This window comes from Vibrio vulnificus CMCP6, assembly GCF_000039765.1.
Classification (GTDB): Bacteria; Pseudomonadota; Gammaproteobacteria; order Enterobacterales; family Vibrionaceae; genus Vibrio; species Vibrio vulnificus_B.
Window position 1 is genome coordinate 940,412 of record NC_004459.3, and the last position, 12,349, is coordinate 952,760.

Here is a 12,349-nt window from a genome sequence, read left to right on the forward strand (position 1 = left end):
GTATTCCTCTGACTTACTCTTCGGCGAAGGTAAGTTCTAAATTACTTTCTGTATAGGCCAGACAAGGAAATATCCAGCCTTGTCGTTGTTCTTGTTCAGTTAATAGTGGCTCTAGTTGATAACGAATCTCTCCAGAGACTTTTCGGCACATGCACATGGCACATGAACCCATTTGGCAACGGTTTGGAAACGCAATGTTATTGTTGAGCGCAGCGTCCAAAACCGTTTCACCTTCTCTAACGACAAAAGAGATATCCATAGGAAGAAGGCGTACCATATGGCTCATAGAATACCGAACTCCTGCCAAAGCGCATCGACTTTAGCCACAAGTTTAGGATCTTTTTTAATCGGTTTTCCCCATTCTCTCGTGATTTCTTCAGGGTACTTATTGGTGGCATCAAAAACCAATTTAGCGCTACAACTCTCACTACCGTCTATCTTCAACGTATCGCGTGCTGGATCCATCCGCGTAGTGATCGCCCAGATGATGTCATGCCAATCATCGGCTTTGACATCGTCATCACACACCACGATAAATTTATTGCGCTGTTTGACGCTCTCGACTTGCCATAAGCTTTCTACCACTTCTTTGCATTGCCCAGCATGGGTTTTATTGATTTTAACAACCATAAACTGACCACTCGCAACCGCTGGCACATAGATATCTGATATTAGAGGATGGACCGCTTTAAGTGCATTCACATCGATACCAATCTGCGACGCAAACTCTGTGGACACCGTCGCCCCTTGCAATGCTAGCTCCGCCTCCCATTTTATGGTGGCATCTAGGCCCATCTTTGAACCTAACCCAGCCACAGGTGAGGCAAAATCGAGAGAATCTATCGGCGTGCTCTCAATAAATAGAGAGTCGAGTATTGGGTTCATATTTTCCGTCATCGCCTTAACGACATCATCCCAATCACGCGCATTCACTGATTCATCACACACCACTACATACTTGGTATACATGAACTGACGTAAAAAAGACCAAACGCCCATCATCACGCGTTTCGCATGGCCTGGGTATTGCTTTTTCATCGTCACGACAGCCATTCGGTAAGAGCACCCTTCCGGTGGCAGATAGAAATCTTCTATTTCAGGGAACTGCTTTTGCAAGATTGGCACGAAAACTTCATTGAGGGCCACCCCTAATACCGCGGGTTCATCTGGTGGGCGACCAGTGTAAGTACTATGATAGATAGGCTCTTTACGCATCGTAATATGCGTGATGGTAAAAACGTGGTGCTTTTCCTTTTCATTGTAATAGCCAGTATGGTCACCATAAGGCCCCTCATCGGCATACTCGTTTGGGTCGATATAGCCTTCGAGCACAATCTCTGCACTCGCGGGGATTTCGAGATCATTGCTGACGGACTTAACCACTTCGGTTTTACTCCCACGCAAGAGACCTGCAAAAGCATATTCCGAAAGTGTATCTGGTACTGGTGTCACCGCCCCTAGAATGGTGGCAGGATCCGCACCGAATGCAACCGACACAGGAAAAGGTTTTCCGGGGTATTTTTCCATCCAGTCACGCAGATCCAAAGCCCCACCTCGGTGTGCTAGCCAGCGCATGATGATTTTGTTTTTCGCGATTTTCTGTTGACGGTAGATTCCCAAATTTTGGCGCTTCTTGTTGGGACCTCGCGTAATGGTTAATCCCCAAGTTAACAGTGGCGCAACATCATCTTGCCAGCAGCTCATCACGGGAATCTTGTCCAGATCAACCTCTTCACCTTGCCAAACCACTTCTTGGCATGCTGCTTTGCGTAAACGCTTCACAGGCATATTTAAAACTTGTTTGAACACAGGCAGCTTATCCAAAGCGTCTTTAAAACCTTTAGGTGGCTCAGGTTCTTTGAGATAGGCAAGCCACTGCCCAACCTCACGCAATTCTTTAACTTGTTCTCTTCCCATCCCCATCGCAACACGCTCAGCGGTACCAAATAAGTTTGTCAACACTGGGATATCGTAACCAATTGGGTTTTCGAACAGTAAAGCCGGGCCGCCCGCTCGTAGTGTTCGGTCACTGATCTCGGTCATTTCATAGGCGGGATCAACTGGGTGAGTAATGCGCTTTAATTGCCCTTTCTTCTCTAGGTGATTGAGGAAGTCGCGTAAATCCTTAAAACTCATAGGCCTTCTACATGAAGTGGGTAAACTTGAGGCAGTATAACAAAACGCATTTCGATAGGATCCGCTAATTTTGTGAGGCTATTTTGCAACTTTTATTTTAAAGCTTGTGCGATGAGATGACGCTTAACCGGGTAGCCACCCGATAATACCTCTTGCAACCATCCCTCATGACCTTGTTTACTGAGCTCTTTCGCCACCAGCACAGCATCATCAGGCAGAGCCATTCTCGTAATAAGAAACTGCTTCACGTCTTGGGAGAGCGGATGTTTACTTGCCAGCGCCTGAATCGCTTGTTCTTTCAGGCTTGGATTCAACGCTGCCGCCATCACTTGTTGCAACGCCTGTTCATCTCCCATAGACGCCAAACGTGTTAACTCTGCTTGGCTGTTGTGATCCGCTTTCATCCGCCACAATAGATGATACACATCTGGACGCTCGCTCACTTGAGCAAAACGCACGACGACGGCGGAAGAAGGTAACCAAGTGGTGATGGGCTTATCGACTAATTGATTCACTAATCGATCTAACGCTTCTGGCGATAAACTGTCCAACTCTTTGAGTAGCAAAGATTCACGCAATTGAACTTGATGAGTAGAGCCTGAGAGCCACGTCTGCAAATCAAGCTTTCCTTGCTCCGCTAATAAAATGAACTCCAACGTGGATTGGTCTTGTTTCCAACGTTTGATAAGTCGACTGGCAATGGCAGGATAGTTAAACGCAGGGACAGTAAACTCGTAACCATCCCCTTTTTCAACCACTTGGTAAGCTGGTGTTTGCTTGATTTGTGAATCGACAAAAAGCGCCATCCGAGGCGTTAAGATCACTTGATTTTTCTCAAGCTTATCGAGCAAGACATAACGCACCACTTCTTGTTGAGGGAGTGCCAATCGTTCTAAAGAAAACTTCAGCTCATTTGTTTTGTCGCGAAGTGCATAATCCAAAAGTTCAGAGACTTTGCTCTCGACTTGTTGATCTTGAAGCCACTGCTGCACCGTGTCGGCTGGCACTTCCTTCGCCAACGCAATCTGCGGCATCCAAAACAGTGATAAAGAGAGGAGTAGCGACGACAACAATCCATGTTGCATATTAACCTCCTGTTAACATTCAAATCCATTCTGAACAGTTATTCGGCTAAATGCAAACAAAAACGCCACTCGAGGTGAGTGGCGTTTTCTTAAAGTCAGTCTTTTATTGACGGCGCATTGCGTCAAAAAATTCATCGTTGGTTTTCGTCATCGCAAGCTTGTCGATGAGGAACTCCATCGCGTCTGTTTCGCCCATAGGATGAACAATCTTACGCAGAATCCACATTTTCTGTAGTTCATCTGGCTTCGTCAGCAACTCTTCACGACGAGTACCAGAGCGGTTGAAGTCAATCGCAGGGAATACACGTTTTTCCGCGATCTTACGGTTCAAATGCAGTTCCATGTTACCAGTACCCTTGAACTCTTCGTAGATCACTTCGTCCATCTTAGAACCTGTGTCAACCAACGCAGTCGCGATAATGGTTAAGCTACCGCCTTCCTCAACATTACGCGCCGCACCGAAGAAACGTTTTGGACGATGCAGTGCGTTTGCGTCCACACCACCAGTCAGTACTTTACCTGATGAAGGGACAACGGTGTTGTATGCGCGAGCAAGACGAGTAATTGAGTCAAGTAGAATCACCACATCTTTCTTGTGCTCAACGAGACGCTTCGCTTTCTCGATAACCATTTCTGCAACTTGAACGTGGCGAGAGGCTGGCTCATCGAAAGTAGAAGCAACCACTTCACCTTTCACTAGACGCTGCATCTCGGTCACTTCTTCTGGACGTTCGTCAATCAGTAGAACCATCAACACACACTCAGGGTGGTTGTAAGTGATACTCTGCGCAATATTTTGTAGCAGCATGGTTTTACCCGCTTTTGGCGGAGCAACAATCAAACCACGTTGACCTTTACCAATCGGCGATGCCAAATCCAATACACGCGCTGTGATGTCTTCTGTCGAACCATTACCACGCTCCATCACCATACGCTCATTCGCGTGCAGCGGCGTCAAGTTCTCAAATAGGATCTTGTTGCGAGCGTTGTCTGGTCTATCATCGTTAACCGTGTTGACTTTCAACAGTGCAAAGTAACGTTCGCCATCTTTAGGTGGGCGAATTTTCCCTGCAATCGAGTCACCAGTACGTAGGTTGAAACGACGAATTTGGCTTGGTGATACGTAGATATCGTCCGGACCAGCTAGGTACGAACTGTCTGCACTACGTAGGAAACCAAAACCGTCTTGCAGAATTTCCAGAACCCCATCGCCAAAGATATCTTCGCCGCCTTTCGCGTGCGCTTTGAGGATTGCGAAGATGATGTCTTGTTTACGTAAACGCGCCAGGTTTTCCAGACCCAAGCTTTCGCCAAGCTTGACCAGGTCTGATACCGGTTTGTTTTTCAATTCGGTAAGGTTCATGGTGGTGGATTCTTGTTTAGTCAAAATAAGATCTGTTTTCTAGTTAAGATGGATTTGGTCTCAGGATCGACCAAGAAGAGAAAGTTGTTTAATTAACGTGCGATAAATTAGCACTAAATAAAACTCTAGTCCAGAGTTTGAAAAAAACAAAACCGCGCATTTTGATATTGCACGGTTTTGTTATTAATCACTTATGGATTATAGGTTCGCATCCAAAAACTCTTTCAATTGAGTTTTTGACAGTGCGCCCACTTTCGTCGCAGCTACGCTGCCGTTTTTGAAAAGCAGCAGGGTTGGGATGCCACGAATACCAAACTTAGGTGGTGTGCCCGCGTTGTGGTCAATATTCAGTTTGCCGATAGTGAGTTTGCCTTCGTACTCTTCTGCGATTTCGTCCAGGATTGGGGCAATCATCTTACAAGGACCACACCATTCTGCCCAAAAATCAACTAGTACTGGGCCTGCAGCGTTGATAACGTCGTTTTCGAAACCTTCGTCAGACAGCTGCAAAATCTTGTCACTCATCTTCCACTCCAATGTGTTTTTCGAAACTGGTTGGATGATAACCAGTAATTTGATGCTCTATTGGAATGTATTTGCTTTCTTAATGCAAGCTTTAGCTGATATTCTATAGCCATGAAAAAGACGCATATCACAGAGCAAAAGTTCGCCGATTTGGGTTTAAATCCCCAAGTTGTTGAAGGATTGGAAAAAAAAGGGTTTGAGTTTTGTACCCCTATCCAAGCCTTGGCGTTGCCGGTACTGCTCTCCGGCCAAGACATCGCAGGCCAGGCCCAAACCGGGACTGGTAAAACGCTCGCGTTTCTTACTGCTACCTTTAACCATTTGTTGACCACACCTGCACACGAAGGCCGTCAGCCAACCCAGCCACGTGCCATCATCATGGCGCCAACACGTGAGTTAGCGATTCAGATCTACAACGATGCTGAGCCTCTAATCGCAAGTACTGGCATCAAAGCAGCCCTCGCTTACGGCGGTGAAAGCTATGATAAGCAGTTAACCAAGCTACAAGGTGGCGTTGACGTTCTGATCGGCACCACTGGTCGTATTATCGATTTTTACAAGCAGCGTGTGTTTAACCTCAATAACATTCAAGCGGTTGTGCTTGATGAAGCCGATCGCATGTTCGATTTGGGTTTCATTAAAGACATTCGTTTCTTGTTCCGCCGTATGCCAGCACCACAAGAGCGTCTGAACATGTTGTTCTCAGCAACGCTTTCTTACCGCGTGCAAGAATTGGCGTTTGAGCACATGCATAACCCAGAGCACGTTGTGGTTGAGCCTGAACAAAAAACTGGCCACCGCATTCAAGAAGAGCTGTTCTACCCTTCTAATGAAGATAAAATGGCGCTGCTACAAACACTGATTGAAGAAGAATGGCCAGATCGCGCGATCATTTTCGCTAACACTAAATATAAGTGTGAATCCATCTGGGCTCATCTTGCTGCCGATGGTCACCGTGTTGGCCTGCTCACTGGTGATGTTCCACAGAAGAAACGCGAAAAGATTCTTGAGCAATTTACTCAAGGTTCTGTAGATCTCCTCGTGGCAACCGACGTGGCAGCTCGTGGCCTGCACATACCGCAAGTAACGCATGTCTTTAACTACGATTTACCTGATGACTGTGAAGACTACGTTCACCGTATTGGCCGTACTGGCCGTGCTGGTGCAAGTGGCCATTCGATCAGCTTTGCTTGTGAAGACTACGCCATCAACTTGCCAGCAATTGAAGAATACATTGAGCACACCATTCCGGTCTCGGATTACGATTCAAGTGCCTTGATCCAAGATCTACCAGCGCCAGTCCGTACACCTTCTGCGCGTAATCAGCAACGCCGCACGAACACTGGCGGTGCACGTTCAGGTGATCGTAAGTCAAACAACCGTCGTCCACGACAACCGCGTCAACACAAGGAAGCGTAAACCGTTTATGAGTCAGGCAGGCAATTCTCCGCTTTATGCAGCCATCGATCTCGGGTCGAATAGTTTTCATATGCTCGTAGTGCGTCATATCGATGGCAGCGTTCAAACTATGGCTAAAATCAAACGCAAAGTGCGTCTTGCCGCTGGGCTTGATGAACACAATGCGCTCAGTAAAGAAGCGATGCAGCGAGGATGGGATTGCCTGAGCTTATTTGCGGAACGGTTGCAAGATATCCCCGCAGAGCACATTCGTATTGTTGGCACAGCCACACTGCGCACCGCCACTAATGTCGATCTGTTTCTGCAAAAGGCCAATCAAATCCTTGGCCACCCGATTGAAGTCATTTCTGGGGAAGAAGAAGCCGCGACGATTTACAAAGGCGTGGCGCACACCTCAGGGGGAAGCGGCCGACGCTTAGTGGTGGATATTGGTGGCGCGAGCACCGAGCTGATCATCGGTGAGGGGTTTGAAGCCAAAGCGCTGACGAGCCTCAAGATGGGTTGCGTAACTTGGCTGGAAAACTTTTTCAAAGATCGCCAACTCAGTGCACGCAACTTTGAGGCCGCCATTGAAGGGGCCAAGCAAACCTTATTACCGATCCTGGAGCAATACAAATCACTCGGTTGGGATGTTTGTGTGGGCGCTTCCGGTACCGTACAAGCTCTGCAGGAAATCATGTTAGCGCAAGGCATGGACGAGGTCATTACCCACGCTAAGCTTAAGCGCTTACAAAAACAGGCCATGCTTGCGGATCATCTCGAAGAACTTGAAATTGAAGGGTTAACCCTCGAAAGAGCACTGGTCTTCCCTAGTGGTTTATCGATTTTGATCGCTATTTTCGAACTGCTGGAAATCGACGCCATGACGCTTGCTGGCGGCGCTTTGCGTGAAGGCTTGGCTTACGAGATGATGAGTGAGTTACGCCAAGATGATATTCGAGCACGCACGATTGGTAGCATCCAGAGTCGTTACCAGCTCGACAGTCAATATGGTCAGCAAGTCGCGAATTTGGCCTTAAAGCTGCTGCAACAAGTGGGCGACGTGATGTGGATCCCTGAACCACAAGGGGCCATGTTGCTAGAGACCACAGCCAAACTGCATGAAATTGGGTTGACCATTGATTTCAAAAAAGGTGGTGAGCACAGTGCGTATCTGATGCAGCATCTGGATCTTCCAGGGTTTACTCGCGCACAGAAATTCTTAATGGGTGAAATTGCCCGTCGTTATCGTGAAGGCTTAACCTCGCTCCCAGAACAGCATGCACTGTCTGGCAACAGCGGCAAGCGCCTGCTGCGTTTATTACGCTTGGCCGTGATATTGTCGCATCGCCGTCAGCCATCCTTAGAGCCTGAGGTGACCCTGAGTGCTGAGGGTGACAAACTCACTTTAGCGATTGATGCGCAATGGTTGGAAAACAATCCACTCACTGCAGCGGAACTGGAACTGGAAGCCAACCGCCAAACCGACATTGGCTGGCCTTTGGTTATAGAAAGTCGCTAGCTCACAGAGAATAAAAAATCCCGAACCATGATGATTCGGGATTTTTTGTTTGTGCCACTCGAAATGAGAGCAACTGGCCATTAACGTGATGCGGAAGCAACCGTAAAGTGAGGATTCACCGCGGTCAACTTCTTAATCAAGTAATTCAATAGCACGCCATACATAGGGACAAACAGACCCAAGCTGATCACCAGTTTAAAGCCATAATCCACCAGCGCAATTTCCGTCCAGTGTTCCGCCATAAACGCGTCTGGGCTTTGATAAAACGCGATAGCAAAGAACGCCAACGTATCCAGCGCATTACCAAATAGCGTCGAGCAAGTCGGTGCGACCCACCACTGTTTCATCTGGCGTAGACGGTTGAAGACGTGCACATCGAGGATCTGCCCTAGCAAATACGCCATAAAGCTGGCGATCGCGATGCGTGCAACAAATAAGTTGAACTCACCAAGATGAGCAAAGCCTTGGAACTGCCCTTCAAAGAACAATACCGATAACGCGTAAGAGACAATCAACGCCGGCATCATCACTAAGAATATGATTTTACGTGCCAACTTAGCACCAAAAATGCGGACGGTGAGATCAGTCGCAAGAAAGATAAATGGAAAGGTGAAAGCGCCCCAAGTGGTATGAAAACCAAAAATGGTAAACGGTAGCTGAACAAGGTAATTGCTCGATGCGATAATGACCAGATGGAACAGGGCCAAATAGATAAGGGCGTTGCGCTGCTGCGCAGGGGTAAAGTTACTCATGCGATACCTTTTTAGTTTGGTTTGGGGGCGAGGGAACCCAAATCGAGTCTTCTCCAACAGGAAAACACTCTTACCAACAATGTAAAATGAAAATGTTTCCGTTCATCGTTTTGCCGATGAAGCGGCGGGCGATTATACATTAATCGATATCAAGTACAAGCAGTGAGCGGTACGCAAACGATTGAACACCATTTCGCCGCTAGCAGAGCCAAAATGCATCGATAAAAAAGGGATGTTTCATGTGAAACATCCCTTTGAAAATGAAAGATTTCGCACCTAAAAACCTTTGGCAAAAAGTTGGGCTAAGTAGTCCATTACCTCTCGGCTATCATCCACAGTTAATGACTCAAACCACACCGCCTCACTGTAATGTTCCGCTTTCAGGAACAGATGTGTCTCTTCAAAATCGACCAACCAGCTGTGCACGTCGCCATCCCACTGTTTTTCCACCGCTTGAGCAGACAACAGTTTGAGAAGCCGTTCAGCCAGCGCGGGAAAGGTATCAAGATTAAAGCGTGGCGTGCGAATCAACAATCGACCTTCTTGCGCCATGTATTCCGTTAAACCAAATTCCTTGTTGTTCTCATCCATAATGAGTGATGTGCTCCTGAATCAAATCTAAAAACGGATCCGCGTATTTTTCTAGTTTGCGCTGCCCGACGCCGCTCACCGCGAGCATTTCACCATATGAAGTCGGCAATATTTCAGCCATGTCGATCAGCGTGGCATCACTGAACACCACATAGGGTGGGATCTCTTCCTCATCGGCAATCGATTTGCGTAGCTTACGTAATTTGGCGAACAGCTTTTTGTCGTAATGTTTGTTCGATAGCTTATCTGCTTTGGCACTGCGCGCGGCAGTATCTAAACGTGGCACCGCCAGCTCCAACGTCATATCACCACGCAGCAATGGCCTTGCTTCTTCAGTTAACTGCAAAGTCGAATTGCGGGTGATGTTTTGAAACAGCAGCCCTTTGTGGATCAGTTGGCGGAAAATGCTCACCCAATAGTCATGGCTGTGATCACGCCCTAAACCGTAGGTCGAAATCTTATCGTGGCCATGTTCCCGGATACGAATGTTTTGCATCCCACGCAACACTTCCACTACGTAGCCCATACCAAAACTCTGATTAACGCGATAAACACACGACAACGCTTTGCGTGCTTCTTCCGTCGCATCAAAATGCTTCGGCGGGTCTAAGCAAATATCGCAATTGCCGCAAGGCTTCTCGCGGTATTCACCGAAATAGTTCAGCAGCACTTGGCGGCGACAGGTTTGCGCCTCAGCAAAGGCACTCATGGCATTGAGCTTATGACTTTCCACTTGTTTTTGCGGGCCGTCGTCTTTCTCATCCAACATGCGGCGCAACCAAGTGATGTCTGCCGGATCGTAGAGCATCATTGCTTCGGCGGGCAGGCCATCACGCCCTGCTCGACCCGTCTCTTGATAGTACGATTCGATATTGCGTGGAATATCAAAATGCACCACAAAGCGCACATTGGGTTTGTTGATCCCCATACCAAAGGCCACTGTCGCCACCACAATCTGGATGTCGTCTCGTTGAAACGCTTCTTGCACATAAGCGCGCTCATCGGCGTCCATACCAGCGTGATAACCCGCCGCTCGAATATGGTTGTTGCACAGCTTCTCGGTCAGCATTTCGACTTTCTTACGGCTACCACAATAAATAATGCCGCAATTGCCTTTCTGGCTTTCCAAATAGCGAATCACTTGAGAGACCGGCTTGTGCTTCTCCACTAGGTCATAACGAATGTTGGGGCGATCAAAACTGCCGAGATAAACGTGAGGCTCATTAAGATGTAAGCGACTTAAAATGTCTTTGCGCGTCGCATCGTCTGCCGTGGCCGTTAGCGCCATAAACGGCACGTGAGGAAAATGATGCTTCAATTGCCCTAACGCGGCGTACTCGGGGCGGAAATCGTGTCCCCACTGAGAGATACAGTGCGCTTCATCGACAGCAATCATCGCCAAGGGCAAATTTTCCAGCCGCTCAATAAAGTCGCGCATCAACACCCGCTCTGGCGAAACGTACACCAATTTGAGCTGTCCCGCGTGCATGCGGTTGTAGACGCTGAGCAAAGCGTCACGTGATAAGGTCGAGTTGACACATTCTGCCGCGACACCATTGGCTTTAAGTTGGTCAACCTGATCTTTCATCAGCGAAATCAAAGGGGAGATCACTAAGGTAATACCCGGGCGTACCAGAGCAGGAATTTGATAGCACAGCGATTTGCCGCCACCGGTGGGCATGATCACCAAACTATCTTTCCCCTCAACAGCCGCCTCGATCACCGACTGCTGCCCCTCACGGAAGGTCTGATAGCCGAACACCTGTGATAAAACGCTTTGGGGCGTCATCGAGCCATCGGAAGGGTCGGCAAGCAGCGTGGAAGTCATGAACAGTCTCAGTATTGGTCTTGATGGTGGTCTCGAAAGCACTCAATATTGCGAAATGCCCAAGATAATGAGGGCACATTGTAATGGCGTTTGATGGTGAATTAAACCGCAAAATACTAGGTGATTCCGGACCTCGCTCTTATACTGACCCATCCTTGATAACTAAGTTGGCTATCGTTCAATGACCGCAGAAGAACAACAAAAAGCACGCCAAGGGGTGTTACTCGCCTTAGGTGCTTATACCATGTGGGGCATCGCGCCCATCTATTTTAAGTCGCTCGCGGCGGTCTCTCCGCTCGAAATACTCAGCCATCGCGTGGTGTGGTCTTTTTTCTTGCTCGCCGCCCTGCTCCATTTTGGCCGTCATTGGCGCACCGTGCGCGACGTTTTAACCAGCAAGAGCAAGATGCTCTATCTGGTCACGACCGCCATTTTAGTCGGCGCTAACTGGTTAATTTTTATTTGGGCGGTCAATGCCAACCACATGCTTGACGCCAGTCTTGGCTATTACATCAACCCACTGATCAATGTGTTGCTCGGCATGCTGTTTCTTGGCGAGCGATTACGTAAGTTGCAGTGGTTTGCAGTCACCTTAGCGGCTTGTGGCGTGCTGGTGCAGCTTATCGTGTTTGGTTCGGTACCGATCGTCGCGATTGCTCTCGCCTTTAGCTTTGGCTTCTACGGCTTGCTGCGTAAAAAAGTCAGCGTTGATGCCCAAACCGGACTGTTCATTGAAACCTTAGTGATGTTGCCAGCCGCAGCGATTTACCTGTTGTTTATTGCTGCTACCCCCACCTCTAATGTGTTGGCCAACCCTAGCCAGCTCAATCTGCTGCTCATTGCCGCAGGTGTCGTTACGACGCTGCCTTTGCTCTGCTTTACTGGCGCCGCCACTCGACTCAAGTTGTCCACCTTAGGCTTTTTCCAATACATAGGCCCAAGTTTGATGTTCTTACTGGCCGTGTTGATTTACGGTGAAGCCTTCACCAGTGACAAAGCGCTCACCTTCGCCTTTATCTGGGGGGCACTCGTGGTATTTAGTTTCGACGGCTTACGCTATCGCCGCAACAGCCGAAAAACCGCACTCAGCCACTGATCGTTTTTTACAAGACAAATGCCATTGAGCTCGCTAAGCTTGGTCACAAACTG

General features: G+C 48.2%; 11 protein-coding genes. 3 read left to right on the forward strand and 8 right to left on the reverse strand.

The genetic code is table 11. The features are described 5' to 3' along the window. Window positions 1–13: 13 nt before the first annotated feature. The 5 genes from VV1_RS04485 to trxA all read right to left on the reverse strand — a co-directional run bounded on the left by VV1_RS04485 (window position 14) and on the right by trxA (window position 5,109). The gene (locus VV1_RS04485) at window positions 14–286 is read right to left on the reverse strand and encodes a 2Fe-2S iron-sulfur cluster-binding protein (protein WP_011078983.1); all 273 of its coding nucleotides are present in this window, start codon (window positions 284–286) and stop codon (window positions 14–16) included. Beyond that, window positions 283–2,136: a 4-hydroxy-3-polyprenylbenzoate decarboxylase gene (gene ubiD / locus VV1_RS04490; RefSeq protein WP_011078984.1), complete on the reverse strand. Its 1,854-nt coding sequence runs from the start codon at window positions 2,134–2,136 to the stop codon at window positions 283–285. Before ubiD ends, VV1_RS04485 begins: the two co-directional genes overlap by 4 nt. A gap of 92 nt (window positions 2,137–2,228) precedes the next feature. Then, on the reverse strand, window positions 2,229–3,221 hold the full coding sequence (locus tag VV1_RS04495; protein WP_011078985.1) for a hypothetical protein: 993 nt from the start codon (window positions 3,219–3,221) through the stop codon (window positions 2,229–2,231). Window positions 3,222–3,324: 103 nt separating this feature from the next. Next, window positions 3,325–4,584, reverse strand: coding sequence for a transcription termination factor Rho (gene rho, locus VV1_RS04500; protein ID WP_011078986.1), 1,260 nt, complete (start codon window positions 4,582–4,584; stop codon window positions 3,325–3,327). Window positions 4,585–4,782: 198 nt separating this feature from the next. Beyond that, a complete protein-coding gene (trxA, locus tag VV1_RS04505; RefSeq protein ID WP_011078987.1) occupies window positions 4,783–5,109 on the reverse strand; it encodes a thioredoxin TrxA in 327 nt (108 codons plus the stop codon). Window positions 5,110–5,220: 111 nt separating this feature from the next. Here trxA and rhlB point away from each other — a divergent pair, with 111 nt between their 5' ends. Continuing rightward, entirely contained in the window at window positions 5,221–6,528 is a 1,308-nt protein-coding gene (gene rhlB, locus VV1_RS04510) for an ATP-dependent RNA helicase RhlB (RefSeq protein WP_011078988.1), read from the forward strand. 7 nt (window positions 6,529–6,535) lie between these two features. Next, a complete protein-coding gene (gene gppA, locus VV1_RS04515; protein ID WP_011078989.1) occupies window positions 6,536–8,029 on the forward strand; it encodes a guanosine-5'-triphosphate,3'-diphosphate diphosphatase in 1,494 nt (497 codons plus the stop codon). An 80-nt stretch (window positions 8,030–8,109) separates the two neighbouring features. Here the strand turns inward: gppA and VV1_RS04520 are convergent, their stop codons facing one another. From VV1_RS04520 to recQ, 3 genes are all read right to left on the reverse strand, one after another. Then, window positions 8,110–8,781: a 7-cyano-7-deazaguanine/7-aminomethyl-7-deazaguanine transporter gene (locus VV1_RS04520; RefSeq protein ID WP_011078990.1), complete on the reverse strand. Its 672-nt coding sequence runs from the start codon at window positions 8,779–8,781 to the stop codon at window positions 8,110–8,112. A 276-nt stretch (window positions 8,782–9,057) separates the two neighbouring features. Beyond that, window positions 9,058–9,372, reverse strand: a complete 315-nt coding sequence (locus VV1_RS04525) for a DUF3630 family protein (RefSeq protein ID WP_011078991.1) — start codon at window positions 9,370–9,372, stop codon at window positions 9,058–9,060. Then, the gene (recQ, locus tag VV1_RS04530) at window positions 9,365–11,200 is read right to left on the reverse strand and encodes an ATP-dependent DNA helicase RecQ (RefSeq protein ID WP_011078992.1); all 1,836 of its coding nucleotides are present in this window, start codon (window positions 11,198–11,200) and stop codon (window positions 9,365–9,367) included. The genes VV1_RS04525 and recQ overlap by 8 nt, the downstream gene beginning before the upstream one ends. 181 nt (window positions 11,201–11,381) lie before the next feature. Between recQ and rarD the strand changes: the two genes are divergently transcribed. Next, window positions 11,382–12,296: an EamA family transporter RarD gene (gene rarD / locus VV1_RS04535; RefSeq protein WP_011078993.1), complete on the forward strand. Its 915-nt coding sequence runs from the start codon at window positions 11,382–11,384 to the stop codon at window positions 12,294–12,296. Window positions 12,297–12,349 lie beyond the last annotated feature (53 nt).